The 24,598-nt window shown below is 58.6% G+C and carries 26 protein-coding genes; 19 read left to right on the top strand and 7 right to left on the bottom strand.

The window, feature by feature from the left end; genetic code table 11:
* Positions 1-326: 326 nt before the first annotated feature.
* The 9 genes from ACZZ0A_RS02990 (at position 327) to ACZZ0A_RS02950 (ending at position 8,067) form a co-directional block, all read left to right on the top strand.
* Positions 327-1,454, top strand: a complete 1,128-nt coding sequence (locus ACZZ0A_RS02990) for a branched-chain amino acid ABC transporter substrate-binding protein (protein ID WP_007918518.1) — start codon at positions 327-329, stop codon at positions 1,452-1,454.
* Positions 1,455-1,685: 231 nt separating this feature from the next.
* On the top strand, positions 1,686-2,609 hold the full coding sequence (gene livH / locus ACZZ0A_RS02985; protein ID WP_007918526.1) for a high-affinity branched-chain amino acid ABC transporter permease LivH: 924 nt from the start codon (positions 1,686-1,688) through the stop codon (positions 2,607-2,609).
* Positions 2,606-3,862: a high-affinity branched-chain amino acid ABC transporter permease LivM gene (locus ACZZ0A_RS02980; protein ID WP_038358181.1), complete on the top strand. Its 1,257-nt coding sequence runs from the start codon at positions 2,606-2,608 to the stop codon at positions 3,860-3,862. Before livH ends, ACZZ0A_RS02980 begins: the two co-directional genes overlap by 4 nt.
* Positions 3,859-4,626, top strand: a complete 768-nt coding sequence (gene livG / locus ACZZ0A_RS02975) for a high-affinity branched-chain amino acid ABC transporter ATP-binding protein LivG (RefSeq protein ID WP_007918535.1) — start codon at positions 3,859-3,861, stop codon at positions 4,624-4,626. The genes ACZZ0A_RS02980 and livG overlap by 4 nt, the downstream gene beginning before the upstream one ends.
* Positions 4,627-5,328 (top strand): ABC transporter ATP-binding protein, encoded by a 702-nt coding sequence (locus tag ACZZ0A_RS02970; RefSeq protein ID WP_007918536.1) that lies wholly within the window; start codon positions 4,627-4,629, stop codon positions 5,326-5,328.
* Between the two features lie 292 nt (positions 5,329-5,620).
* Positions 5,621-5,926, top strand: a complete 306-nt coding sequence (locus ACZZ0A_RS02965) for a BufA1 family periplasmic bufferin-type metallophore (RefSeq protein WP_007918537.1) — start codon at positions 5,621-5,623, stop codon at positions 5,924-5,926.
* A gap of 25 nt (positions 5,927-5,951) precedes the next feature.
* Positions 5,952-6,839: an MNIO family bufferin maturase gene (gene bufB / locus ACZZ0A_RS02960; RefSeq protein ID WP_463542492.1), complete on the top strand. Its 888-nt coding sequence runs from the start codon at positions 5,952-5,954 to the stop codon at positions 6,837-6,839.
* Complete coding sequence (locus ACZZ0A_RS02955; protein ID WP_463542491.1) at positions 6,836-7,594, top strand: HvfC/BufC N-terminal domain-containing protein; 759 nt, start codon at positions 6,836-6,838, stop codon at positions 7,592-7,594. Before bufB ends, ACZZ0A_RS02955 begins: the two co-directional genes overlap by 4 nt.
* Entirely contained in the window at positions 7,591-8,067 is a 477-nt protein-coding gene (locus ACZZ0A_RS02950) for a DoxX family protein (RefSeq protein WP_123374644.1), read from the top strand. The genes ACZZ0A_RS02955 and ACZZ0A_RS02950 overlap by 4 nt, the downstream gene beginning before the upstream one ends.
* A 115-nt stretch (positions 8,068-8,182) precedes the next feature.
* Here the strand turns inward: ACZZ0A_RS02950 and ACZZ0A_RS02945 are convergent, their stop codons facing one another.
* Positions 8,183-9,097 (bottom strand): LysR family transcriptional regulator, encoded by a 915-nt coding sequence (locus ACZZ0A_RS02945; protein ID WP_095113845.1) that lies wholly within the window; start codon positions 9,095-9,097, stop codon positions 8,183-8,185.
* Between the two features lie 104 nt (positions 9,098-9,201).
* Between ACZZ0A_RS02945 and ACZZ0A_RS02940 the strand changes: the two genes are divergently transcribed.
* The 3 genes from ACZZ0A_RS02940 to ACZZ0A_RS02930 all read left to right on the top strand — a co-directional run bounded on the left by ACZZ0A_RS02940 (position 9,202) and on the right by ACZZ0A_RS02930 (position 12,225).
* Positions 9,202-9,801 carry a short chain dehydrogenase gene (locus ACZZ0A_RS02940; protein WP_007918548.1) on the top strand — a complete coding sequence of 200 codons (600 nt, stop codon included), beginning with the start codon at positions 9,202-9,204 and terminating at the stop codon, positions 9,799-9,801.
* Positions 9,802-9,860: 59 nt separating this feature from the next.
* Complete coding sequence (locus ACZZ0A_RS02935) at positions 9,861-10,514, top strand: COG3650 family protein (RefSeq protein WP_463542490.1); 654 nt, start codon at positions 9,861-9,863, stop codon at positions 10,512-10,514.
* Between the two features lie 97 nt (positions 10,515-10,611).
* On the top strand, positions 10,612-12,225 hold the full coding sequence (locus ACZZ0A_RS02930) for an NAD(P)/FAD-dependent oxidoreductase (protein ID WP_414894625.1): 1,614 nt from the start codon (positions 10,612-10,614) through the stop codon (positions 12,223-12,225).
* A 130-nt stretch (positions 12,226-12,355) separates the two neighbouring features.
* On the opposite strand, the gene ACZZ0A_RS02925 is transcribed toward ACZZ0A_RS02930, so the two are convergent.
* On the bottom strand, positions 12,356-13,450 hold the full coding sequence (locus ACZZ0A_RS02925) for a PLP-dependent cysteine synthase family protein (protein ID WP_463542489.1): 1,095 nt from the start codon (positions 13,448-13,450) through the stop codon (positions 12,356-12,358).
* 251 nt (positions 13,451-13,701) lie between these two features.
* Between ACZZ0A_RS02925 and nhaA the strand changes: the two genes are divergently transcribed.
* The 6 genes from nhaA to ACZZ0A_RS02895 all read left to right on the top strand — a co-directional run bounded on the left by nhaA (position 13,702) and on the right by ACZZ0A_RS02895 (position 17,943).
* Positions 13,702-14,889 (top strand): Na+/H+ antiporter NhaA, encoded by a 1,188-nt coding sequence (gene nhaA, locus ACZZ0A_RS02920; RefSeq protein ID WP_414916515.1) that lies wholly within the window; start codon positions 13,702-13,704, stop codon positions 14,887-14,889.
* Between the two features lie 122 nt (positions 14,890-15,011).
* Positions 15,012-15,281, top strand: a complete 270-nt coding sequence (locus tag ACZZ0A_RS02915) for a hypothetical protein (protein ID WP_007918554.1) — start codon at positions 15,012-15,014, stop codon at positions 15,279-15,281.
* Entirely contained in the window at positions 15,278-16,018 is a 741-nt protein-coding gene (locus tag ACZZ0A_RS02910; RefSeq protein WP_007918555.1) for a zeta toxin family protein, read from the top strand. Before ACZZ0A_RS02915 ends, ACZZ0A_RS02910 begins: the two co-directional genes overlap by 4 nt.
* 189 nt (positions 16,019-16,207) lie before the next feature.
* Complete coding sequence (locus ACZZ0A_RS02905) at positions 16,208-17,437, top strand: S-type pyocin domain-containing protein (protein WP_095113850.1); 1,230 nt, start codon at positions 16,208-16,210, stop codon at positions 17,435-17,437.
* An 8-nt stretch (positions 17,438-17,445) separates the two neighbouring features.
* Complete coding sequence (locus ACZZ0A_RS02900) at positions 17,446-17,700, top strand: colicin E3-like toxin immunity protein (RefSeq protein ID WP_007918564.1); 255 nt, start codon at positions 17,446-17,448, stop codon at positions 17,698-17,700.
* A gap of 9 nt (positions 17,701-17,709) precedes the next feature.
* Positions 17,710-17,943 (top strand): DUF7683 domain-containing protein, encoded by a 234-nt coding sequence (locus ACZZ0A_RS02895; RefSeq protein ID WP_007918565.1) that lies wholly within the window; start codon positions 17,710-17,712, stop codon positions 17,941-17,943.
* A 60-nt stretch (positions 17,944-18,003) separates the two neighbouring features.
* On the opposite strand, the gene ACZZ0A_RS02890 is transcribed toward ACZZ0A_RS02895, so the two are convergent.
* Complete coding sequence (locus tag ACZZ0A_RS02890; RefSeq protein WP_007918566.1) at positions 18,004-18,468, bottom strand: outer membrane lipoprotein; 465 nt, start codon at positions 18,466-18,468, stop codon at positions 18,004-18,006.
* A 180-nt stretch (positions 18,469-18,648) separates the two neighbouring features.
* Between ACZZ0A_RS02890 and ACZZ0A_RS02885 the strand changes: the two genes are divergently transcribed.
* The gene (locus ACZZ0A_RS02885) at positions 18,649-18,885 is read left to right on the top strand and encodes a hypothetical protein (RefSeq protein ID WP_123374638.1); all 237 of its coding nucleotides are present in this window, start codon (positions 18,649-18,651) and stop codon (positions 18,883-18,885) included.
* A gap of 5 nt (positions 18,886-18,890) precedes the next feature.
* Here ACZZ0A_RS02885 and pdxH read toward each other — a convergent pair whose 3' ends face one another.
* The 4 genes from pdxH to ACZZ0A_RS02865 all read right to left on the bottom strand — a co-directional run bounded on the left by pdxH (position 18,891) and on the right by ACZZ0A_RS02865 (position 24,598).
* A complete protein-coding gene (gene pdxH / locus ACZZ0A_RS02880) occupies positions 18,891-19,538 on the bottom strand; it encodes a pyridoxamine 5'-phosphate oxidase (RefSeq protein WP_123374637.1) in 648 nt (215 codons plus the stop codon).
* Between the two features lie 24 nt (positions 19,539-19,562).
* Entirely contained in the window at positions 19,563-20,669 is a 1,107-nt protein-coding gene (locus ACZZ0A_RS02875; protein ID WP_095113852.1) for an OmpA family protein, read from the bottom strand.
* A gap of 113 nt (positions 20,670-20,782) precedes the next feature.
* Complete coding sequence (locus tag ACZZ0A_RS02870) at positions 20,783-21,928, bottom strand: serine hydrolase domain-containing protein (protein ID WP_463542488.1); 1,146 nt, start codon at positions 21,926-21,928, stop codon at positions 20,783-20,785.
* Between the two features lie 189 nt (positions 21,929-22,117).
* A complete protein-coding gene (locus ACZZ0A_RS02865) occupies positions 22,118-24,598 on the bottom strand; it encodes a beta-agarase (protein WP_463542487.1) in 2,481 nt (826 codons plus the stop codon).

Here is a 24,598-nt window from a genome sequence, read left to right as displayed (position 1 = left end):
GCGAATAATAACGTCGGTGGTCCGTCAGCAAAACCCGGTTGCAAATGGCTGTACCGAACGAAAAGAGCAGGAACGCCAGGGAATGCTGCTGATTGGGCTATATGCCCACGAACGCCCCGCCGCAATTCTGTCTTTTTCATTCAAAAATGCGACACCCCCAAGTTTTGCCCCTCGGCGCCCGCTTCCCAGGCTGACAACCGGCGCTCTACACTGTACCGGTACAGTTGCCGGGGGCATTTCCGGAGGGTATCGCAAAGATATCTGACCCGGTTCTGCTGCTACGGCGCCAGAACTCAAAAAAATTACAACAGTAAGAGTGGAGCACTATGACTAAGGCTACTAAGCAGATTTCCAAACTGTTTGCCGCTATGGTTCTGGCCGGGGTTGCCAGCCATTCGTTCGCAGCTGACACCATCAAAATCGGTATCGCCGGTCCTAAAACCGGTCCAGTAGCCCAGTACGGCGACATGCAGTTCAGTGGCGCAAAAATGGCCATCGAGCAAATCAACGCCAAGGGCGGCGTCGACGGCAAGAAACTTGAAGCCGTTGAATACGACGATGCCTGCGATCCAAAACAAGCGGTAGCGGTTGCGAACAAGGTCGTCAACGACGGCGTCAAGTTCGTCGTCGGTCACCTGTGCTCCAGCTCCACTCAACCGGCTTCGGACATCTACGAAGACGAAGGCGTGATCATGATCACCCCGGCTGCCACCAGCCCGGACATCACCGCCCGTGGTTACAAAATGGTCTTCCGCACCATCGGTCTGGACAGCGCCCAGGGCCCTGCCGCCGGTAACTACATTGCCGACCACGTGAAACCGAAAATTGTCGGCGTCCTGCACGACAAGCAACAGTACGGTGAAGGCATCGCCACCGCGGTGAAATCGACCCTCGAGAAGAAAGGCACCAAAGTTGCCGTGTTCGAAGGCGTCAACGCCGGCGACAAAGACTTCTCGGCGATCATCGCCAAACTCAAGCAAGCCAACGTCGACTTCGTTTACTACGGCGGCTACCACCCGGAGCTGGGTCTGATCCTGCGTCAAGCCCAGGAAAAGGGCCTGAAAGCCAAGTTCATGGGTCCGGAAGGCGTGGGTAACGACTCGATCACTCAGATCGCCAAGGACGCGTCCGAAGGCCTGCTGGTGACCCTGCCGAAATCCTTCGACCAGGATCCAGCCAACATCGCCCTGGCCGATGCCTTCAAAGCGAAGAAAGAAGATCCAAGCGGTCCGTTCGTGTTCCCGTCCTACTCGGCGGTTGAAGTGATTGCCGAAGGCATCAAGGCAGCCAAGTCCGAAGACGCGACCAAAGTGGCTGAAGCCATTCACGCCGGTACCTTCAAGACCCCGACTGGCGACCTGAGCTTCGACGCCAAGGGCGACTTGAAAGACTTCAAATTCGTGGTCTACGAGTGGCACAACGGCAAACCTAAAACTGAAGTATCGCCTCAGTAAGGCGCTGCCTGACTGACTGCCAATAAAGCCCACGGCGTGCCGTGGGCTTTGTTTTACGAATGTATTGGGCCGCGCTGGCGTGATCCGCCAGTCTCCCCACCTGAAAATCTCAAAACCGTCATCAGCGGTTCGCTGGCAAAACCCGGATTCGAAGTGGATAAAGATCCACGGGGCCGGGCGGGAAAATGACTCCACCAGTGAAATGCGTATCAGGTTTTTAGGAGCGCTGTAATGCCTGACATCTATCACTTCTTCCAACAGCTGGTTAACGGCCTGAACGTTGGCAGCATGTATGCCTTGATCGCCATCGGCTACACGATGGTTTACGGCATCATTGGAATGATCAACTTCGCCCACGGCGAGGTGTACATGATCGGCTCTTACGTGGCGTTCATCGCCATCGCCGGGTTGACCATGATGGGACTCGACAGTGTCCCGCTGTTGATGACGGCGGCGTTTATCGCCAGCATCGTCGTCACCAGTTCCTACGGTTACAGCATCGAACGGATCGCCTACCGCCCCCTGCGCGGCAGCAACCGTCTGATCCCGCTGATTTCCGCGATCGGTATGTCGATCTTCCTGCAGAACACGGTTCTGCTGGCGCAAGACTCCAAGGACAAAGCTATCCCCAACCTGATTCCGGGCAACATTGCCTTCGGCCCAGGTGGTGCACAAGAAGTGCTGATTTCCTACATGCAAATCGTGGTGTTCGTGGTGACCCTGATCGCCATGCTCGGCCTGACGCTGTTCATCTCCCGCTCTCGCTTGGGTCGCGCCTGCCGCGCCTGCGCCGAAGACATCAAGATGGCCAACCTGCTCGGCATCAACACCAACAACATCATCGCCCTGACCTTCGTCATTGGTGCCGCGCTGGCAGCCGTTGCGGCTGTGCTGCTGAGCATGCAATACGGGGTGATCAACCCGAACGCCGGTTTCCTCGTCGGCCTCAAAGCCTTCACCGCTGCGGTACTTGGCGGTATCGGCAGCATCCCCGGCGCCATGCTCGGCGGGCTGGTGCTTGGGGTGGCAGAAGCCTTTGGTGCCGATATCTTCGGCGACCAGTACAAGGATGTCGTGGCTTTCGGCTTGTTGGTTCTGGTGCTGTTGTTCCGTCCGACCGGCATTCTGGGCCGTCCGGAGGTTGAGAAAGTATGACTAGGAATCTTAAACAGGCACTGTTCAGTGCCTTGCTGGTGTGGGCCGTGGCCTACCCGGTACTCGGTTTGAAACTGACCATCGTCGGCATCAACCTGGAAGTGCACAACACCAGCCCGACCGTGCTGGCGACCATCGCCATCTGTTCGGTGCTGATGTTCCTGCGCGTGCTGTTCAACCAGCAGATCAGCAAAGCCTGGCGTGCGTCGCCGGGCCTGCCGCTGATTCCGGCCAAGGCGAGCAACTTCCTCACCCTGCCAACCACCCAGCGCTATTTCATCATTGCGCTGATCCTGGTGGCGCTGGTGTGGCCGTTCTTCGGCTCCCGTGGCGCGGTGGATATCGCGACGCTGATCCTGATCTACGTGATGCTCGGCCTCGGTCTGAACATCGTCGTCGGTCTGGCCGGTCTGCTCGACCTCGGTTACGTCGGCTTCTACGCCGTGGGTGCCTACAGCTACGCGCTGCTGTCGCACTACTACGGCCTGAGCTTCTGGATCTGCCTGCCGATTGCCGGCCTGATGGCGGCGACGTTCGGCTTCCTGCTGGGCTTCCCGGTGCTGCGTTTGCGCGGTGACTATCTGGCGATCGTGACCCTTGGTTTCGGTGAGATCATCCGTCTGTTCCTGCGTAACCTGACCGACATCACCGGTGGCCCGAACGGCATCAGCAACATCGAGAAACCGACGTTCTTCGGTCTGACCTTTGAACGCAAGGCTGCGGAAGGCATGCAAACCTTCCACGAGTATTTCGGCCTGCAATACAACTCGATCAACAAGGTGATTTTCCTCTACCTGGTTGCGCTACTGCTGGCGCTGGCGGCGCTGTTCGTCATCAACCGTCTGCTGCGCATGCCGATCGGCCGTGCGTGGGAAGCGCTGCGTGAAGATGAAATCGCTTGCCGTGCACTGGGTCTGAATCCAACGATCATCAAGCTCTCCGCGTTCACTCTCGGCGCTGCATTCGCCGGTTTCGCCGGTAGCTTCTTCGCTGCGCGTCAGGGTCTGGTGACGCCGGAGTCGTTCACCTTCATCGAGTCGGCGATCATCCTCGCCATCGTTGTGTTGGGTGGCATGGGCTCGCAGTTGGGCGTGATCCTGGCGGCCGTGGTGATGATCCTGTTGCCGGAAATGATGCGTGAGTTCAGCGAGTACCGCATGTTGATGTTCGGTGCCCTGATGGTGTTGATGATGATTTGGCGTCCACAAGGTCTGCTGCCGATGCAACGCCCACACATGGAGTTGCGAAAATGAGCCGCGAGATCCTTAAAGTCGAAAACCTGAGCATGCGCTTCGGCGGTTTGCTCGCGGTCAACGGTGTGGCCCTGACCGTCAAAGAGAAACAGGTGGTTGCATTGATCGGGCCGAACGGCGCGGGCAAGACCACCGTATTCAACTGCCTGACCGGTTTCTATCAGCCCACCGGCGGCAGCATCCTGCTGGACGGTGAGCCGATTCAAGGCCTGCCGGGCCACAAGATCGCCCTCAAAGGCGTGGTGCGTACCTTCCAGAACGTGCGCTTGTTCAAGGACATGACGGCGGTCGAGAACCTGTTGATCGCCCAACACCGTCACCTCAACACCAACTTCCTGTCCGGCCTGTTCAAGACCCCGGCGTTCCGCAAAAGCGAGCGCGAGGCCATGGAATTTGCCGAGTACTGGCTGGAAAAGGTCAACCTCAAAGAGTTCGCCAACCGTACCGCCGGCACCCTGGCCTATGGTCAGCAACGGCGTCTGGAGATCGCCCGCTGCATGATGACCCGTCCGCGGATCCTCATGCTTGACGAACCGGCCGCTGGTCTGAACCCGAAAGAAACCGAAGACCTCAAGGCGCTGATAAGCGTGCTGCGTGAAGAGCACAACGTGACGGTGCTGTTGATCGAACACGACATGAAACTGGTCATGAGCATTTCCGACCACATCGTCGTGATCAACCAAGGCACGCCTCTGGCTGACGGCACGCCGGAACAGATCCGCGACAATCCTGAAGTGATCAAAGCCTACCTGGGGGAAGCGTAAATGCTGCAGTTCGAAAACGTTTCCACCTTCTACGGCAAGATCCAGGCCCTGCACAACGTCAACGTCGAAGTCCGTCAGGGCGAGATCGTGACCCTGATCGGCGCCAACGGTGCCGGCAAGTCGACGTTGCTGATGACGCTCTGCGGTTCGCCGCAGGCGCACAGCGGCAGCATCCGCTACATGGGTGAGGAACTGGTCGGCCAGGACTCGTCGCAGATCATGCGCAAGAGCATTGCCGTGGTGCCGGAAGGTCGTCGGGTGTTCGCCCGTCTGACCGTTGAAGAAAACCTGTCCATGGGCGGCTTCTTCACCGACAAGGGCGACTATCAGGAGCAAATGGACAAGGTCCTTGGCCTGTTCCCGCGCCTGAAAGAACGCTTCAACCAGCGCGGCGGCACCATGTCCGGCGGCGAACAGCAGATGCTCGCTATCGGCCGTGCGTTGATGAGCAAGCCGAAACTGTTGCTGCTCGACGAGCCGTCGCTGGGCCTGGCACCGATCATCATCCAGCAGATTTTCGACATCATCGAAATGCTGCGCAAGGATGGTGTGACGGTGTTTCTGGTCGAGCAGAACGCCAACCAGGCGCTGAAAATCGCTGACCGGGCGTACGTTCTGGAGAACGGTCGCGTGGTCATGCAAGGCACCGGTGAAGCGCTGCTGACCGACCCGAAAGTACGCGAGGCGTATCTCGGCGGTTGATGCATGTCGCCAAACAAACAAACGGCCTTCGGGCCGTTTTTTTGTGCCTGCACAATTTTCAGATTCTCCAAAAATCCCTTGTAGGAGTGAGCCTGCTCGCGATGGCGTCGTGTCATTCAACATCGCCAGTATCTGACATGACGCCATCGCGAGCAGGCTCACTCCTACAGGGTTTTGCGTTTTTCCAAAAAGATTATGAGCGGGCTGTAACGCAACGCCACCTCGTTTCTCTAGAGGGACAAGCAAGCGCAAACGCGCTTGTAAAAACCCTGACCAAGACTGGAGAAACATCATGACTGCTACCACTCGCACCCTGTCCGCCACCGCCCTGGTTCTGGCCCTCGGTTCTGCCCTGAGCATGGCTGCTGTATCGACCGTCCACGCCGCTGACGCCGACATGGAAAAATGCTTCGGCGTGGCCATGAAAGGTCATAACGATTGCGCCGCCGGTGCAGGCACTACCTGTGCCGGCACGTCGAAAATGGACTATCAGGCCAATGCCTGGAAACTCGTTCCAAAGGGCACCTGCGCCACCACCGAGAGCAAGACTTCGCCGACCGGTTTCGGTCAGATGGAAGCCTTCAAAGCCAAGTCCTGATCGTTGGTCTGCCTGAGTGACGATCATGCTCACAATCAACGACCATGTTCCCTCCGGCACTCAGGCAGCCCGCACCGGGCTCCCGTCCCGTGCCGGGCTGGGGCTCAAGACCGGGCACTTTCGTGAAGTGCTCGGCTCACAACCGGACATCGGTTTCTTCGAAGTCCACGCCGAAAACTACATGGTGGCCGGCGGTCCGTTTCATCATTTTCTCGGTTTGATCCGCGAGCAGTATCCGCTGTCGCTGCACGGTGTTGGCTTGTCCATCGGTGCTGAAGGGCCGTTGGATAAACAACATCTTCAACGCCTTGCCGAGCTGATTCAGCGCTATCAACCGCAAGCCTTTTCCGAACATCTGGCCTGGTCGAGCCACGGCCCGGTGTTTCTCAATGACCTGCTGCCACTGGCCTATGACACGCCGACGCTGAACCGCGTTTGCGAGCATATTGATCAGGTGCAGAACACACTCAAACGTCCCATGTTGCTGGAGAATCCAGCGACCTATCTGGCCTTTCAGCGTTCGACCATCGATGAGCCTGACTTCATCGCCGAGGTCGTACACCGCAGCGGCTGTGGACTGTTGCTGGACGTCAACAATGTCTACGTTTCCTGCGTGAACCATCAGCGTGATCCACTGGCGTATCTCGATGCGCTGCCATTACACACGGTGGGTGAAATTCATCTGGCCGGGTTTGCCGAGGACTGCGACGACCTCGGCGACCGTTTGCTGATCGACGATCACGGCGCGCCGATCGATCAAGCCGTCTGGGGTTTGTACCGGCAAGTGCTGCAACGCATCGGTCCGGTGGCGACGTTGATCGAGCGCGACAATCAAGTGCCGGCGTTTGCGGTGCTGCTGGCGGAAGCTCAGCAAGCTGATGCACTTTTGCTGGATGCTGGAGCACGCACATGAGTACTCAACGCGCTTTCGCTGCCGCGCTGATCGACACCCGGTTACCCTGCCCCGAAGGCCTGTGCAGCGCCAACGGTGCTGATCCGGCGAGCCGTTTCGCGGTGTATCGCAACAACGTACAGGCTTCGCTGATCAATGCGTTGAGCGACAGTTGCCCGGTGGTTGCGCAATTGGTCGGCGATGAATTCTTCCACGCCATGGCGGCCGTTTTCGTACAACAGCTGCCGCCGCAGAGTCCGTTGATGAGTCGCTACGGAGAAGCATTTGCGGACTTCATTGCAGCGTTTGAACCGGTCGGCAGCGTGCCTTATCTGGCAGACGTGGCGCGCCTTGAGCACCTGCGTACCCTCGCCTATCACGCGGCCGACACCCTGCCCGTCCGGCCAGAAGAAATCACGGCAGCACTGGCTGATGCGCAAACGCTGAGTGAGCTGCGCCTCAACCTTCATCCCTCCCTTCACCTGCTCGACTCAGCCTATGCCGTAGTCGCGATCTGGGGCGCACATCAACACAACTCGACGCTGGAAGGCGTCGACATCAACCAAAGGCAACACGCGCTGGTGTTGCGCAACGGCCTGGACGTCGAAGTGTTTGCCCTCGACCCCGGCGCCAGCAGGTTTATCCGCAACCTGATCGATGGCCAGCCACTGCTGGCAGCGGCTGAAAACAGCCCTGAATTCGACCTCGCGCAAACCCTCGGCTTATTGATCGCGCGCAACGCCATTACCCAATTGAATAACAAGGAACTGCCATGAAAACGCTCATCACCCGCGCCATCGCGCTGCTGGAAAAAATCCCCCACAGCCTGATCGCGTTCATTGCGCGTTTCTCGATTGCCGCGGTGTTCTGGAAATCAGGGCAGACCAAGGTTGAAGGCCTGGCCATTGACCTGATCGACGGCAGCTTTCAACTCGGCTGGCCACGTCTGGCCGACTCGACGATTCCGTTGTTCAAGAGCGAATACCACGTACCGCTGCTGTCCCCAGAGATTGCCGCACACATGGCGGCGTTCGCCGAGCACTTCTTTCCGATGCTGATTCTGATTGGCTTCGCTACGCGGTTTTCGGCGCTGGCGTTGTTGGGCATGACCCTGACCATTCAACTGTTTGTGTATCCCGATGCCTATCCGACTCACGGCACCTGGGCGGCGGTGTTGCTGTATTTGATGGCGACGGGGCCGGGCAAGTTGTCGATTGATCATCTGATCGCCCGCCACTTCGCCAACTGAACGCCGACCTGTAGGCGCTGCTGAAGGCTGCGATCTTTTGATCTTGCTTTGAAAAAAACAAAATCAAAAAATCGCAGCCTTCGGCAGCTCCTACATGGGGTTTATGTTCATATGATCAGTGCTGAAGTCGATCCAGCGCCTCGCCGCTGCGCTTGAACCAACCGATCAGATAATCCGCGAGCACTTGCGTGCGTTTTGGTAATCCGCCCTGATACGGATGCACCAGGTACATCGGCATACGTCGGGTCTGAAAGTCACGCAGGAGCCAGCGCAATCGGCCGTCAGCCAATTCCGCCTGCAGCAAGTAGGAAGGCAACCGCGCAATCCCGGCGCCACTGAGTGCGGCTTTCTTCAGCAAGTTGTAATGGTTGCTGGCAAACGGTCCTGATACTCGCACCCGTAACAATTCATGCTGCTGGTGATACAGCCATTCCTCACGTCCGCTGTAGTGGCTGTTGAGCAAGCAGCGATGCTCGGCCAGAGCCTGTGGCGTCAGCGGTTCACCGAAACGCTCGAGATACGCCGGGCTGGCGCAGGTCATTTCCTGCCAGGCCAACAACGGCTTGGCCACCAGCCGTTCGTCATTGGCCACCTCACTGCGGATCGCCAGATCAAAGCCGTCCCGTGACAGATCGCGGTAACTGTTGTTCAGCTCCAGCTCAATCTGCACCTCAGGGTATTGATGCGAGAACTCCAGCAACAAACCATCGAAGAAGGTTTCCCCCAACGAAACCGGCACCGTCATGCGCACCGGGCCGGCCATATCGTCCTTCAACCGCGCCAAGGCCTGACGCGCCCTTTCCACCTGGACGACCAGCGCCTGCGCTTGTGGTAACAATGCTGCGCCGGCAGCGGTCAGGCTCAAGCGTCGAGTGGTACGTTGCAGCAACACCACAGAAAACCGCGCTTCGAGCTGGCTGATGCGCTTGGACAACTGCCCTTTGCTACAACCCAATTGCTGCGCCGCCAAGGTAAAACTGCCCGCTTCGATCAGCACCGCGAACGCCGCCAGATCATCCATTTCGCTCATGGATTGTTTCCATTTGAAAACCAAAGGTTGCCTATTAGCGCGCTTATCCACAGAAAAAACCACTCTAGACTGAAACCTCGTTCAATCACTTGAGGTACAGCTCGATGAAGATTCTGTTGATAGGCGCTGGCGGCACCATTGGTTCGGCGGTGGACAAAGAACTCTCGCAACGCCACGAAGTCATCCGCATCGGCCGCAACAGCGGTGACTTGCAGGTGGATATCAGCGACAGCGCATCGATCCGCCAGCTGTTCGAAAAAACCGGCAAGTTCGACGCACTGGTGTGCGCCGCCGGCAACGTCACCTTCGCACCGCTGGGTGAGATGACGGAAGACAGCTTCGCTCTCGGCCTCAAAGACAAACTGATGGGCCAGGTCAATCTGCTGCTGATTGGCCGCGAGTTCGCCAACGACGGCGCGTCATTCACCTTCACCACCGGCGTGCTCAGCCACGATCCGATCCGCAGCGGCGCCTCGGCAGCGTTGGTCAATGGTGCGCTGGACAGTTTTGTACGCGCAGCGGCCATTGAATTGCCGCGTGGCCTGCGAGTGAACTCGATCAGCCCGACCGTACTGCTCGAAGCCATGGGCAGCTATGCTCCGTATTTCCGTGGTTACAAGCCGGTTCCTGCGGCAGATGTGGCATTGGCCTACGCGAAAAGTGTCGAAGGCCTGCAGACAGGTCAGACATTTCACGTGGGCTAAACCCTTGTGATGAACGGTCAGGCTGCGTAACGTGGCGGCACTTGTCTGGAGAGCCGAAGATGCGTGTTGCCCGTTCGTTAGTCCTTGTTGCCCTGCTGCCGTTGTTTGCCGCTTGCCAGTTGCTCGATGGCCAGCGAGAAAGTGCCTCGCACGTCGGGCAGACACGGATGCAGGGTCAACTGACCGCCGCTGACGGCAAACTGGTGTTCCAGCCATGCCAGGATCAGCGCCAACTCGTCGTCAATGACATTGGTGGCACCAGCATTCTGCAAGAGGCTGCAACCCTCGCCGACGAGCAAGGCAAACTGTTTGCCGACGTCCGCGGCAAAGTCACCGGTGATCGACTCGACCTGACGCAACTGTATCGCGTCGAGCGTTCCGGCACTGCCTGTGATGATCCGAATTTCAAACTGCTGATCCTGCGCGCCGCCGGTCACGGCCCGGAATGGAATGTCAAAGTCAGCGGCAAAGGCATGGTCATCGACCGCGCAGGTCAGCCGCCACTTGCCGTGCCGTATATTGAAGATCAATTGGGCGACGGTCGCTTCAATCTGAGCAGCGAAGCCAATAACCAGCGCATCGAGTTGTGGGTCGCGCCGCAGCGCTGCGTCGACAGCAGCACCGGCAGCGTGCAACACATGAGCGCCGAGTTGCGCATCGACGGTCAGGTGCAACGCGGTTGCGGGTATTTCGGCGGATCGCGCAACGACTGAGCGTTTTAGCCTCACCGGATCCGGCCTTTGCGGCTTATAATCGCGGCCTTCAAACGCCCTGGCGCAGTTGTGCGCCCCGCGAACCCGGATCCTCGCCATGTTACGAATCACTGAACTCAAGCTGCCAATCGACCATCCCGAAGAAGACCTGCGCGTTGCCATCGTGCAACGTCTGGGCATCGCCAGCGATGATCTGCTCGATTTCACCTTGTTCAAGCGCAGCTACGATGCGCGCAAAAAGTCCTCCGAACTGTGCTTCATCTACACCGTCGACCTCGAAGTGCGCGACGAGGCCAAGGTGTTGGGCAAGTTCGCCGACGACCGTAACGTCAACATGGCGCCGGATGTCAGCTACAAATTCGTCGGCGAAGCGCCGAGCGACCTGAGCCAGCGCCCGATCGTCGTCGGTTTCGGCCCGTGCGGGATCTTCGCCGGCCTGCTGCTGGCGCAAATGGGCTTCAAACCGATCGTCCTAGAGCGCGGCACCGAAGTCCGCCAGCGCACCAAGGACACCTGGGGCCTGTGGCGTAAAAGCGTGCTCAACCCCGAGTCCAACGTGCAGTTCGGCGAAGGCGGCGCGGGCACGTTCTCCGACGGCAAGCTATACAGCCAGATCAAGGATCCGAAGTTCCTCGGCCGTAAAGTCCTGCACGAGTTCGTCAAGGCCGGCGCGCCGGAAGAAATCCTCTACGTCAGCAAGCCGCACATCGGTACATTCCGTCTGACCGGCATGGTTGAAAACATGCGCGAGCAGATCCGCGAACTGGGCGGCGAAGTGCGCTTCCAGGAACGCGTCACCGACGTGCTGATCGAGGACGGCCAATTGGTCGGCGTACAACTGGCCAGCGGCGAAACCCTGCATTCGAAACACGTGGTTCTGGCCCTCGGCCACAGCGCCCGCGACACCTTCCGCATGCTCCACAGCCGTGGCGTGTTCATGGAAGCCAAGCCGTTTTCGGTGGGTTTCCGCATCGAACACCCGCAATCGCTGATCGACCGTGCGCGCCTGGGCAAGTACGCCGGCCACCCGAAACTGGGGGCCGCCGACTACAAACTGGTGCACCACGCCAAGAACGGCCGCTCGGTCTATAGCTTCTGCATGTGCCCGGGCGGCACCGTGGTCGCGGCGACCTCCGAGCCCAATCGCGTGGTCACCAACGGCATGAGCCAGTACTCGCGTAACGAGCGCAATGCCAACTCCGGCATCGTCGTCGGCATCACCCCGGAAGTCGATTATCCGGGTGGCCCGCTGGCAGGGATCGAGTTGCAGGAACGCCTGGAATCCCACGCGTTCATTCTCGGTGGCAGCGATTACAAGGCGCCGGCGCAACTGGTTGGCGACTTTATCAACGACATTCCATCGACCGAGCTGGGTGAAGTCGAGCCGTCGTACAAACCGGGCGTGGCGCTGGGTGATCTGGCCTTGGCCTTGCCGGACTTTGCCATCGAGGCAATCCGCGAAGCCTTGCCGGCGTTCGAGAAGCAGATTCGCGGGTATTCGCTGCATGATGCGGTGTTGACCGGGATCGAGACGCGTACTTCGTCACCGCTGCGCATCACTCGTAACGAAACGCTGCAGAGCATGAACGTGAAGGGCTTGTTCCCGGCCGGTGAAGGCGCGGGTTATGCGGGTGGGATTCTGTCGGCAGGTGTTGACGGGATTCGCATTGCCGAAGCCGTGGCACGCGACATCCTCGGCCTGACTGACTAATCATCTGAACCGACACAAAACCCTGTGGGAGCTGGCTTGCCAGCGATGAAGGAATCAGATTCAACATAGATGTTGACTGACCCTCTGCTATCGCTGGCAAGCCAGCTCCCACATTGTTATGTGTATTTCTTCAGATGTTGGCGCGTAGCACTGAAGTCGGCAGCGCCTCACCGTGCTCGGCACTCGCCGCCACCGCTTCGATCAACCCATTCAATTCATACCCCTGCGCCTTCAACCAATCCTGATCGTAATAGGTGTCGGCATACCGCTCGCCACCATCGCACAAAATCGCCACGATCGACCCCGACTCCCCCGCCGCTTTCATCTGCTGCGCCGCCATCAAGGCGCCGATCAGGTTGGTCCCGCTCGACCCACCGACATGCCGCCCCAGCCGCTGCGCCAGATAATGCATGGCCGCCAGCGACAAGGCGTCGGGCACTTTGACCATTGCATCGATCACCTTGGGCAGGAACGACGCCTCAACGCGTGGCCGGCCAATGCCTTCAATGCGCGAACCGCACTCCAGGCGCAAGCCGGCGTCGCCGGTCTGGTAGTAATCGAAGAACACCGAACGCTCGGCATCCGCGCACAGCACGCGGGTGCAATGCTGGCGATAGCGCACGTAACGACCCAGAGTTGCGGTGGTGCCGCCGGTGCCAGGGCTGGAAATCAGCCAGCTCGGTTCCGGGTGCTTCTCGTAACGCATCTGCTGGAAGATCGATTCGGCAATGTTGTTGTTCGCGCGCCAGTCGGTGGCGCGTTCAGCGTAGGTGAACTGGTCGATGAAGTGGCCGCCATGCTCGCGGGCCAAACGCTCGGATTCGGCGTAGATCTGCGTCGGATCTTTCACCAGATGGCTCTGACCACCGTAGAACGCGATCTGGGCGATCTTCTCTTTCGAGGTAGTCGCCGGCATCACCGCTATAAACGGCAAACCGAGCATCCGTGCAAAGTACGCCTCGGAAATGGCTGTAGAACCGCTGGACGCCTCGATCACCGGGGCGCCGGGCTTGAGCCAGCCGTTACACAATGCATAGAGAAACAGCGAACGAGCCAGGCGATGTTTAAGGCTGCCGGTTGGATGACTGGACTCATCCTTGAAATACAACGCGATACCCGCAAAACCTGGCAGCGGCAAAGGGATCAGGTGGGTGTCGGCGCTGCGCTGAAAATCCGCCTCGATGATGCGGATGGCTTCGCGGGCCCACTGTCGGTTGTCGCTCATGGTGATGGTTCTCGTTGAATCGGGCAGGAGAGGAATCTATTCGAATGGCTCGCTCATCAGCTTAGGAAAAATCCTATAGCGCGCACAGATACAGCTGAGTCTCAATATGTCAGGCAACTGCTAGGCTCAGCGTGGCTTGAGCCAGACGCCTTGTAACGCCATATAACAAAAAAGAATATAACTTTTGTTTTAACAACTAACAGTACGGGTTAGGGTGTCCCACCTTTTTGACTATTCGATGGAGAGCGACCTTGCCTCTGCGTAGCACTTTCACGCGTTTCTTTCAGTTGGAAGCTGCCAGCGGTCTGTTATTGATCGCCGCTGCTGTCCTCGCCCTGATTATCAACAACTCGCCACTGTCGTGGCTGTACACCGGCCTGCTCGACACCCCGGTGGTGGCGCAGATCGGTGCGTTGAAAATCGCTAAACCTCTGCTGCTGTGGATCAACGACGGTCTGATGGCGATGTTCTTCCTGCTCATCGGCCTGGAAGTGAAACGCGAAGTCCTCGACGGCCAACTGTCGAAGCCTTCACAGATCGTCCTGCCCGGTGCAGCCGCTATCGGCGGCATGCTGGTGCCGGCGCTGATCTACTGGTTCCTCAACCGTGACAATCCGGCAGCCCTCGACGGCTGGGCGATCCCGACCGCGACCGACATCGCCTTCGCCCTCGGCGTGCTGGCCTTGCTCGGCAAGCGCGTGCCGGTATCGCTGAAGCTGTTTCTGATGACCCTGGCAATCATCGATGACCTCGGCGCCATCGTGATCATTGCGATCTTCTACTCCGGCGAACTGTCGACTCTGTCGCTGGGGCTGGCGGCAGCGTGCATTGCAGCGCTGGTGGCGATGAACCGGCTCGGGGTGGTCAAGCTCGGGCCGTACATGATCATCGGCTTGATCCTCTGGGTTTGCGTACTCAAGAGCGGCGTCCATGCCACATTGGCCGGCGTGACCCTGGCCTTCTGCATTCCATTGCGCACGAAAAACGCGGAGCCGTCGCCGTTGCTGACCCTCGAACATGCGCTGCACCCATGGGTGGCCTACGGCATTCTGCCGCTGTTCGCCTTTGCCAACGCTGGCCTATCGCTGAGCGGCGTCACCGTGGAAAGCTTCACCCATCATGTGCCGATGGGCATTGCGGTGGGCCTGCTGTTGGGCAAGACGGTCGGTGTTTTCGGCCTGACATGGCTGGCCGTGAAGATCGGCATCGCCACCCTGCCCCAAGGCGCCAACTGGGGCCAGGTCATGGGCGTAGCTATCCTTTGCGGTATCGGCTTCACCATGAGCCTGTTTGTCGGTTCGCTGGCGTTTGAGCCGGGTGTGAGTGACTACGCTGGCATGGACCGGATGGGCATTTTGACCGGCTCGATTCTGGCGGCGCTGATTGGTTATGCGGTGACGGCGGCGGCGAGTCGCCGGAATACTCTGAAAAACGCTTGAGACGCATTTTTCTACAAAAGTCGAGGCCCTTCTATCCAGAGGGGCTTGGCTCTGAACCTCGCAAGTGTGCTATATCTTTGGTCGACAGCCGCACCTTCTCAGCACCGATTCTGGAGTCATCCATGTCACGTAAAGCAGAAAAACGCCCAATGACGGACGATCAGATTTCCATACAGGAGTCTCGGATTCCGGACATCGCTCTGAAGGCATTCAGCAACGCCTACAGAATGGCGCTCGCCAATGGTGCTGCAGTGCTCGTTGCTAAAGATGGTCAGCTATTTGAAGTGACAGAGAAGAGTTCTGTTGTTTTGCGCACAATCGGTACCTATGGAAACCTGAAAAGCGGCACCCGCCTGCACATCAACAAATCCTCGAAACAGGTTAATTCTTGAGCACACCGAGAATACGGATATTCGCAGGCCCGAACGGGTCAGGAAAAAGCACGTTCAATCGACTGGTTCCAGCGCATTTGCTGGGAAATTACATAAATCCTGATGACATAGAACGCTCAATCAAAGATACAGGGTATTTTGACTTCACCTCCTATCGCATCGAAGCTCACAAAGAAGACATCTTTGAATTCTTTCGTGAGCACGCTCTACTCAAGAAATCCCCTCACTCATTGGCAAAGCTGGATTCCCTGACAATCGACGGTGAACGGCTTAGCTTCGCAAATACTGTAATCGACTCGTACGTCGCATCAGCCCTTTCCGACTTCATACGAAGATCTTTGATCAAAGAGCGAATCAGCTTTACGTTTGAAACTGTCATGTCGTCCTCTGACAAGGTCAAACTGCTCGCCGAAGCTCATGCTTCCGGTTACCGGGTTTATGTTTACTACGTCGCTACCGCCGACCCTCAGATCAACATTGCCAGGGTTGCGTATCGTGTTAAACAAGGTGGGCACAGCGTTCCTCCTGAAAAGATAGAGGCGCGGTACTGGAGATCTTTGGAGCTTCTGTCTGATGCCATCCTGACCTCCAACAGAGCCTACATTTTCGACAACTCGGATGAAGGTAGCGAAGGCCTCACGCAGGTTGCGGAGATCACCGATGGCGAGCTGATTGAGATCAAATCAGATACTCAGCCACCTTGGTTCAAAGAGTTCGTGCTCGACAAATTACTGTAGTGCGCTGAACAAATTTTTCCTGCGGGCTCAGTCCTCTGAGTCTCGAACAACAGCCTATCTACAGATCAGCATCCGTCGAACAATCCCCACGTCTTTAGAGACGAGTCCTACAGCCACCATTTTCCTGCTTCGTTAACGTTGCGCAGCCCTTTGCGAAGGGCTGTCGATGGATGAGCAAAAGGACGATCAGTGGCTGGCAACAAGGACATTCCTCGGGTTTCCAACCCACCGCAAGGCGACGGGCATCACGTCACCTACCGCTACATGACGGCCACTGAACTGGCCGAGCGCGACGCCAGACAAAACGCTTACGACGCCATGCTGGCGCGGCAGGAGGCTTTCGAGCGCAGCCGTGAGGTGGCGGTCAAAAAGACAGAGCCCGTCCGTGCCGGCTGCGTATTCGCCAAGTCCTGCAAATTGCCGGATGCGATTATCGATTACTCCAGTCCTTCGGGGATGGTGCCGACCGACAGCCTGAAGGATTACGGCGACCTGATCCTGCTGGGCGCGCGTGAAGCCGATGAAAGCGGCGCAGTTCCTCTCAAGAAAATCGGCGCAACTGCTATTCCCGCCGGATTTGGCAGTCTGGTTTTGGCGGGATCGGTGTTTGAAACACTGCCCGCAGCTGTATCTAGTGCGGCTGTTGCGCCTTTAGTTGGTTTGGTTGCGCTGTTCATGCCATCGAGCCTTGGTGACAGCGCGCTCTATACCGACGAACAACTGCGTGGACTTGAACAGGCGCGAACGCGTGTTCGGTTGAGGGTCGAACAGCAGGCCGACGGCAGCCTGAAGGGCTACGGCTTCTACACCGGCAAGAATCGCGATTGGGAAATGGTTGATGTCGTGCAGTTCACCGTGCGAGACAGCCAGTTCATTGCGGATCTGGGCGAAGGCGTCGAGCTGATCTGGACGCCCGCCGTGGATGGCTCAGACATCCTCGGTATTCCCGCGCTGGAGGCTGCACCGCAGGCACCGCACATCTGGGTTTATCCGCCGACGAAAGCGGCGGATGGAATTCTGGTGAATCCGGTTTATCCGCCAGAGTATCGGGATTTCATTTTGGTGTTTCCGGCTAATTCGGGTGTTAGGCCGGTATACATCGTAGTCAGTACATCATCACGTAAAGGCTTACCGTCCGCGGGGCATAGTTATCATAGGCCTCCAAAAGCAGAGGAAATCACTGCATTTCCCGGACTGATAAAGGTGCAGAAAAAGAATCCTATACAAGGAGGCGGAGGACTTCGGGAACGGTGGAAAGATGCGAAAGGTAGAAAAATCTACGAGTGGGACTCGATGCACGGAGAGTTGGAGGTTTACCGAGCAAGTGACGGAACTCACCTAGGCGCGTTTGACCCTTTTACGGGGGAGCGACGCGAAGATGCGAAAGATGAAAGAAGCATCAGAAAAAAATATTTGTGAGGTTGATGATGGGATTAAAACTGAGGCTAGAGTGGTACGACAAGCAAACTGATCTGTGCGAAGGCGAAGAGTATTCCAAGGATTTAGGGGATGATGAGGGCGTTTTGAATGCCTTGGGAATACCGGTGGAAAACAACATAAACAATGGCGGTTTCAATGTTTTCGAAGAATGGGTTCCAATCATTCAGCCGTATTTTCAACATGGCATCGTCTTCAAAACTTACGATTATCAGATCTCTTTTGACTACAGCGATGTCTGGTGACGGTCTCTTATGATTTATAGGATTGAAGCATTCGATAGGAAAACAGAGTTTCTCGTTTTTGAAGAAGACCTGCCTAGCGGATGTGACGAGAACTTGGCTGCCATCATGAATTGGTCTTGTAAGCAGGAAGGCTGGGAGGGTTACGATCTTTCAAATGATCAGCTTGCCGCGCTGGAGAAACTGCTGGGAAGGAATGTCTTCGATCCGAAGGTCACCTTCCAACTGACGTGCAATGGACGTTGAAACGCATTAAAAAACCCCGACCAGTCACCTGATCGGGGTTTTCTTTACCCTGAATTCCGCTTAGTGCGAAACGCGGCTGGTCCCGCCAACGGTGGAGATGCGCACGCGCTCGCCTACGCGGAACACTTCATTCTCCTGAACCTGCTGCACATAGGCACGCATGCTGCCGTCGTCTTCACGTACGGTGATTTCCACACCCTGGGTACGGGTCAGACCTTCTTCGGTTGCCGAACCGATCAAACCGCCCGCCACTGCACCGATGACTGCAGCAACGATGCTGCCCTTGCCGCCGCCGATGGCGCTGCCGCCGACGCCGCCGACCGCTGCACCAGCGAGGCCGCCGATCGGGGTTTTGGTGCCTTCGATTTTCACCGGGCGCAGGGATTCGATGGTGCCCATGCGAATCGTCTGCACGCGACGCGCTTCGTCACGGGAGTAGGAGTCACCGGTCAGGCTCGATTGGCAACCGGTAAGCAACATCGCCATCGTGGAAAAGGAAGCAACCAGCAGAACAGACTTACGCATAGCATCAACTCCAAAGAAACATATAGTCATTAAACTCCGTGGCTTGACGCCTGTCACGACACTGCCCGGATAAATTGGCTTTCATTCAGGCGCTGTACAGACACCTGCACGCTCTCCCTGACGTAGCCCCTACAGTAGCGCCAAATTGGCAAATCTGCGCCACCGACACCAAGGATTTTCATGGATTACTTCATCATCGTCGTCACCACTGCCGCCGGTTTGTACTTCCATGGGTGGTTGTACGTGCGGATCAAACGCTGGATGGATCGCGACCTGGCGCTGTCATTGGCCGGCGAGGACGAGGGCAAGCGTGCCTTCATGCTCGAACAACTGGCTCGCGCTCAGGCGCAAAAGATCAAGCGCCGGGATCTGCCGAAGTGGCTGGAGGCCGCCGCGGCAGACTATCCCGCTCGGTAGACTGCTCAGGGTGCCAGACGTTCAAGAATCCAGTCGGCGCCCTGCACACGGTAGTTGAGGCGATCGTGCAGACGGCTCGGACGGCCCTGCCAGAATTCGATGCGCTCAGGCAGCAAGCGGTAACCGCCCCAGTGTTGCGGGCAGTCGGGCTGAGTATCGGAGAAACGCTGCTCGGTGGCCCTGAGCAAATCTTCCAGTTCACCGCGCCCGTTGATCACCCGGCTCTGCGGTGATGCCCAGGCACCGAGACGGCTACCCAGCGGACGCACCTGATAATACGCATCGGACTCCGCGGGCGTGACCTTGACCACCCGCCCTTCGATGCGCACCTGACGTTCCAGGGTCGGCCAGAAGAAGGTCATGGCGGCGAACGGGTTGGCCGCCAGGTGCTGGCCCTTGGCGCTGTCGTAGTTGGTGAAGAAGGTGAAGCCCTGCTCGTCCAGGCCCTTGAGCAGCAGAATGCGACAGTGCGGTCGCCCATCCTGGTCGACCGTGGCCAGGGTCATGGCGTTGGCTTCCACCGGCACCTGTTCGGTTTTCACCGCGTCGGCGAACCACTGGTGGAACAGCGCAAAAGGCTCGGCCGGGGCTTGCGCCTCGGTCAGACCATCCCGGGTGTAATCACGACGCATATCTGCCAGAGCCTGGGTCATGGCGCATTCCTTTTCGTTAGCGGATCACTTCTTGGTGGCATCGGTCGCGGCGACTTTCTTGTCGGTCGCGGCGGCTTTGGCTGGCGCAGTCTTTTTCGCTGGGGCCTTGGCCGGGGCCTTTTTAGCCGGCGCCTTGGCAGCAGCTTTTTTCACCGGAGCTTTTTTGGTCGCTGGCACAGCTGCTTTTTTCGCGGCTGGGGCCGGGGTCACCGGTTTGGCCGCTGGCTTGACGTCTTGCGCGGCGACCATGGTCACTGGCTTCGGTGCCGGCATGTTGTACTTGCTCAACAGGGCAACCATGGTGTTCTGCGGGGTCACCAGCAGTTCAACGCGACGGTTCAGGGCACGCCCCTCAACGCTGTCGTTGGCGGCACGCGGCGCTTCGGAACCCATGCCGCGCAGCATCAGGCGATCACGCTGCAGGCCGCTGAGACGGAAGATCGCCGCAATCGATTGGGCACGTTCCTGGCTCAGCTTGATGTTGGCAGGCGCAGCACCACTGGAATCGCTGTGGCCAAGGACCAGCACGGCCGTTTTCGGGTCGGCTTCAAGGATTTTCGCCACGCGGGTGAACGGGCCGAGGGTGACCGGCAGCAACATGGCTGGACGATCCGGGTTGAACGAGCCTTCGACCGGTGCAGTCACGACCAGCACGTTGTCACGGCGTTCGAGTTGCAGATTGCTGTCCTTGACCGCTTCGCGCAGGCGCGGCTCGTAGTCGTCGAGCCAGGCTTGAGTGACTTTCGGATCGGGCATCGGCACGGCTTTGGTGGTTGGCTGATCCTTGCCGCCAAACGGCCACCACCATTTGCCACCCGCGTCGGCTTCAGCTTTGGCCACGGTTGCCGGTTTTTTCGCTTCCGGGGCGACTTCAGCCTTCATGTCGGCTTTGACCGCTTCATCATCAGAACCGAACGGCCAGTACCACGGGTTGCTGCTTTCAGTCTTGGCCACGGGTGCGGTGGCCGCAGGTTTCAGAGGGGCTGGAGCCGGTGCTGGCTCCTTGGCCGCAACCTTGTCGGAAGAACCGAACGGCCACCAACTGCCGCCGTCCGCATCGTTTTTCGGGGTCTGTGCACAACCGGTGATCGCTACACACAGGGCCAGGGCGAGGGTCTTTTTAGATGACATTGAAAATCCACAAAATGAAGTAATGAAAAATCAGAGCTCTTTCGCCCGGATAAACAGCCGTTTTGAAACGAAAAACCGCTTGAGGTTCCGACCCTGGGACCTCGGATGCAACTTTACAGACAAGTGGCAAGCACCCGCGCGAGCTTCTGCGCGCGCGGATCCATCAAGACGTACGGCCCAAGGGTATTTGTCACAAAACCGAAGGCAACATCATGCTCAGGATCAGCGAAACCGATGGAACCGCCCGCGCCCGGATGACCGAATGCACGAGGGCCGAGACCATAAGTGGCGTTGGGCACATCCGGTTGATCAAGCATGCAGCCCAGACCGAAACGGGTCTGGGTCAACAGTGTCTTGTCTTCGCCGAGGCTGTGTTCGCGGGTCAGCTCTTCGAGCATGTCGCTTTCGAGGAGGCTGCCATCAAGCAGGCCCGCGTAGAAACCGGCCAGACTGCGCGCATTGCCGTGGCCATTGGCCGCCGGTTGCTGCATGCGCCGCCACTCCGGCTTGTTGGTGCTGGTGAGCACTGAAGGTGGGTTGGTAAAAGCGCGGGTGGTCATCGCGGTGGGCTCGCGCATGGTCACCTGCAGCAGACGTTGCGCGGCGGCATCGCCAGCGTTGCCTTTGCCGCGGGCAATGTGCGCCACACGGTGGAACTCTTCGTCAGCCAGACCGACGTGAAAATCCAGACCCAAAGGTTTAGCAACACGAGCAACGATCGATTCGCCCGGCCCACGACCGTCAGCGCGGCGCAGCAACTCGCCGATCAGCCAGCCATAAGTGATCGCGGCATAACCATGACCAGTACCCGGTGTCCACCATGGTGCTTCGGCCGCAAGGGCATCGACCATGGTTTGCCAGTCGTAGAGGGCTGCCGGCGCCAGCAGCTCGCGCAGCGCCGGCAAACCGGCCTGATGACAAAGCAATTGGCGCAGGGTCACGGACTCTTTGCCGGCGGCGGCGAATTCCGGCCAGTAGCGGGCGACCGGAACATCCAGTTGCAGCTTGCCTTCGGCGACCAGTTGCAGGGCGGTGACAGCGGTAAAGGTTTTGGTGCAAGAGAACAGGTTGGCGATGGTGTCGCTGTGCCAAGCCTCAGCACCATCTTTGTCGGCAGTGCCGGACCAAAGATCGAGGACGGTTTCTCCGCCGACCTTGATGCACAGGGCTGCGCCGCGTTCCTGGGGATCGTCGAACAGGGCGGCAAAAGCTTCGCGCACCGCTTCGAATTGAAGCTCGTAATGTCCCTGAATCTGCACCCGCAACTCCCCGCAAAAACGCTCTACAAAGTGGCCCGCATTGTTCCAGCCCCAGAGGGATTTGGGAACAGCTGCGGGCCAGACGGTTAAAAGCCAAGTCAAAAGATCGCAGCCTGCGGCAGCTCCTACATGGATTGCGTTTCTCAGTAGGAGCTGCCGCAGGCTGCGATCTTTTTAAAGCGTCACGCGTTAATGACCATTCCCCGAATGCCCACCGGCATGCCCTGCCCCCGGCCCTTTGCCGGCCTCGCCTTTGCGCCCGCCCTCAGCCTCATGCCCCGCCGCTGCGGCCGCTTTCTCAGCCTCTTTGCCAAGCTGATCAATGGCCTGCAAGTTGCTCTTGCGCACCGATTCGACAAAGCCCTGATACGGCAGATCCGTCACCCCGACCAGACCGAAATGACCGTTCTCACCATCGAGCAAACGCCCGGTCACCGGTTGATCGAGATACTGGAACCAGTGCACGCCGACAATCGACGGTTCGCTCAAGGCCTGCTTGAGGAAGTTGGCGTACGCCGGGCCGCGATCGTCTTCCTTGGCCACTGGCGTGACGCCGCCCCAGAACGGGCCACGATCCGCTGAGCCAAAGTTGAATTCGGTGATCAATACCGGTTTGTCCAAAGCGCCCAACGCAGCAAAGTCATAACCATCCTGCGGTTTGAGCGTGTACATATTGAAACTCAGCACATCGCAATACTGCGCGCAGGACGCCACGGCTTCCGGCGTACTGATGGCGAAACGGCCGCCGAGCAGCAACTGGTTCGGCGCGTGCCATTTCAGCGAGTCGGAAATGGTTTTGAAGTAGGTGTCAGCGAAGACTTTCTGGAAATATTTGAAGTCCGCTTCGATTTCCGGATGTTCCGGGCTCGGCAGCGGAGGCACAAAACCCGGGTCTTCCATCAATTCCCACGCCGGCAGATCGATGCCCCATGCCTTCGACAGCCCGGCCTGATTGCGGTATTTGTCGCGCAGTTGCTTGAGGAACGCGCGTTTGGCCGGCACGTCGGTGGTCATTTTCAGCGTGCCATAGGCCAGCGCGTAGCGGGATTTCGGATCGTCACCGGGACCGGCCCAGGCCAGTTCGTTGTCGGCGTAATAGCCGATCAACCACGGATCATCGCGATGATCGCGGGCAGCGATGGCGACGGCGCGCTCGGTGGCCATGGCGAAACGCGGATCGAACGGATCTGGCATGCCGCCCCACCAGTCGCTGCCGGTGCTGATGCTGGTGTAGTCGCCAACGATCGACAACGGCAAGGTGTACGGCACACGATCTGCATCACTTAGCGAATCGGCACTCCAGTTGCCAACCGTGTTGAAGCCCCAGGCTTGCAGACGATCAAGCGTGTGGCTGGCCCACTGTTGCTCATCGATGGTGGCCTTGCACGGTTCGGCAGCTTTTTCTGTTGTCGCTTGTACGGTTTCGGTTTTGGCCGCTTCAGCGACGCCGGACTTCGGCTCGGCAGGCACTGGGGCAGGCTCGGCGGCTTGGACGGCGGCCGTTTCAGCGGCTGCAGACTTCGCCGCTTCCGCTACCCCGGACTTGCTTTCACTGTCGGCTTTGCACGGCTCACCGTACACGCGCTGCAGGTTGGCGCCGTAGAAGTCGTACCAGCGCCCGCTGCCATAACCGCGACCCTGATCAACACCATTGCCGCCACGGTTGTCACCCTCGCCAAAGTGCTTGGCCAACGGGTCTTCAGGTTTAGGCAAGGATTCGAACATGTACTCACGACCGGCCACGTAGGTCTGGTTGACCTGCGGGCTGACGGTGTTCACGCCCAGCGAGTAAAACGGATGCCCTTCAGGCGTGACCAGATACCAGCGGCCATCACGTTTTTCGGTGCGGAAGAAACCGCTCGCCTTGAACGCCGGGCCTTTGTTCCAGCCACCGAATTTGTCCAGCGAGGACTTCTCACGCTCGGCCAGCCAGGTTTTCAGCTGTTGCTGTTCCTTGGCGGCGGCGGATTTCAGTTGTTCATCGTTGCTGACCTTTTCCGGCCACTTGCTGCGGGTCGATTGCCCGTAGGCGTCGACCAGATTGCCGTACACCGCTTGGGTAACCGAATCGCCGTCCTGCACGCCGAAACGCTCCAACAGCAAGCTCTGGGCGACTTTCGGCTGATCCATCGACAGGCTCACCGAGACCACTTGGCTGCGATCGATTTCGCCGCTGCTGGCGGCCAGCAGGATCCGCTGACCATCGACTGTCATCGGCATCGGCGGCCCGGCTTTCATGCCCTGACTCAGCGGCGTCGATGCCACTAGCGGTACCAACAGGGTTTGCGCAGGACCTGCTGGCAAGTCGACGCGACTGACCAGTGTCCGACCGTCGTTGCTCTGAATCTGCACGTAGACCGTCACCGCCCAGTCCATTGCGCTCTGCAAACGCAAGGTCATCATGCCTGACTGCGACCAGTCCCAGGCGCCAGCCTGCGGCGTCAGGCGCAAGGTCGGGCGGGCCACCGGATTGAACGTCACCCGGCGCAGCACTTCACCTTCCGGTGTCTGTTCGGCGTTGGCCTGCGGCAGATCCGCGTTTTCGGTGGCGATTTTCACCACGTCGGCAGGACGGACAAAGTTGAACAAGGTCTGCTGACCCGCAGGCGCCGCGAACAGCGGCGTGGCGAAGATCAAGGCGAATACGGCAGGCAACGAACGGCGGATCAT

It is taken from the genome of Pseudomonas sp. AC242, assembly GCF_979258655.1.
This window is presented reverse-complemented; position numbering and strand designations above follow the sequence as displayed.

What these genes read in the sequence shown, in the direction of transcription:
- ACZZ0A_RS02990 (WP_007918518.1), top strand. Translation starts at nt 327, where the DNA reads ATGACTAAGGCTACTAAGCAGATTTCCAAACTGTTTGCCGCTATGGTT.
- livH (WP_007918526.1), top strand. Translation starts at nt 1,686, where the DNA reads ATGCCTGACATCTATCACTTCTTCCAACAGCTGGTTAACGGCCTGAAC.
- ACZZ0A_RS02980 (WP_038358181.1), top strand. Translation starts at nt 2,606, where the DNA reads ATGACTAGGAATCTTAAACAGGCACTGTTCAGTGCCTTGCTGGTGTGG.
- livG (WP_007918535.1), top strand. Translation starts at nt 3,859, where the DNA reads ATGAGCCGCGAGATCCTTAAAGTCGAAAACCTGAGCATGCGCTTCGGC.
- ACZZ0A_RS02970 (WP_007918536.1), top strand. Translation starts at nt 4,627, where the DNA reads ATGCTGCAGTTCGAAAACGTTTCCACCTTCTACGGCAAGATCCAGGCC.
- ACZZ0A_RS02965 (WP_007918537.1), top strand. Translation starts at nt 5,621, where the DNA reads ATGACTGCTACCACTCGCACCCTGTCCGCCACCGCCCTGGTTCTGGCC.
- bufB (WP_463542492.1), top strand. Translation starts at nt 5,952, where the DNA reads ATGCTCACAATCAACGACCATGTTCCCTCCGGCACTCAGGCAGCCCGC.
- ACZZ0A_RS02955 (WP_463542491.1), top strand. Translation starts at nt 6,836, where the DNA reads ATGAGTACTCAACGCGCTTTCGCTGCCGCGCTGATCGACACCCGGTTA.
- ACZZ0A_RS02950 (WP_123374644.1), top strand. Translation starts at nt 7,591, where the DNA reads ATGAAAACGCTCATCACCCGCGCCATCGCGCTGCTGGAAAAAATCCCC.
- ACZZ0A_RS02945 (WP_095113845.1), bottom strand. Translation starts at nt 9,097, where the DNA reads ATGAGCGAAATGGATGATCTGGCGGCGTTCGCGGTGCTGATCGAAGCG.
- ACZZ0A_RS02940 (WP_007918548.1), top strand. Translation starts at nt 9,202, where the DNA reads ATGAAGATTCTGTTGATAGGCGCTGGCGGCACCATTGGTTCGGCGGTG.
- ACZZ0A_RS02935 (WP_463542490.1), top strand. Translation starts at nt 9,861, where the DNA reads ATGCGTGTTGCCCGTTCGTTAGTCCTTGTTGCCCTGCTGCCGTTGTTT.
- ACZZ0A_RS02930 (WP_414894625.1), top strand. Translation starts at nt 10,612, where the DNA reads ATGTTACGAATCACTGAACTCAAGCTGCCAATCGACCATCCCGAAGAA.
- ACZZ0A_RS02925 (WP_463542489.1), bottom strand. Translation starts at nt 13,450, where the DNA reads ATGAGCGACAACCGACAGTGGGCCCGCGAAGCCATCCGCATCATCGAG.
- ACZZ0A_RS02915 (WP_007918554.1), top strand. Translation starts at nt 15,012, where the DNA reads ATGTCACGTAAAGCAGAAAAACGCCCAATGACGGACGATCAGATTTCC.
- ACZZ0A_RS02900 (WP_007918564.1), top strand. Translation starts at nt 17,446, where the DNA reads ATGGGATTAAAACTGAGGCTAGAGTGGTACGACAAGCAAACTGATCTG.
- ACZZ0A_RS02895 (WP_007918565.1), top strand. Translation starts at nt 17,710, where the DNA reads ATGATTTATAGGATTGAAGCATTCGATAGGAAAACAGAGTTTCTCGTT.
- ACZZ0A_RS02890 (WP_007918566.1), bottom strand. Translation starts at nt 18,468, where the DNA reads ATGCGTAAGTCTGTTCTGCTGGTTGCTTCCTTTTCCACGATGGCGATG.
- ACZZ0A_RS02885 (WP_123374638.1), top strand. Translation starts at nt 18,649, where the DNA reads ATGGATTACTTCATCATCGTCGTCACCACTGCCGCCGGTTTGTACTTC.
- pdxH (WP_123374637.1), bottom strand. Translation starts at nt 19,538, where the DNA reads ATGACCCAGGCTCTGGCAGATATGCGTCGTGATTACACCCGGGATGGT.
- ACZZ0A_RS02875 (WP_095113852.1), bottom strand. Translation starts at nt 20,669, where the DNA reads ATGTCATCTAAAAAGACCCTCGCCCTGGCCCTGTGTGTAGCGATCACC.
- ACZZ0A_RS02865 (WP_463542487.1), bottom strand. Translation starts at nt 24,598, where the DNA reads ATGATCCGCCGTTCGTTGCCTGCCGTATTCGCCTTGATCTTCGCCACG.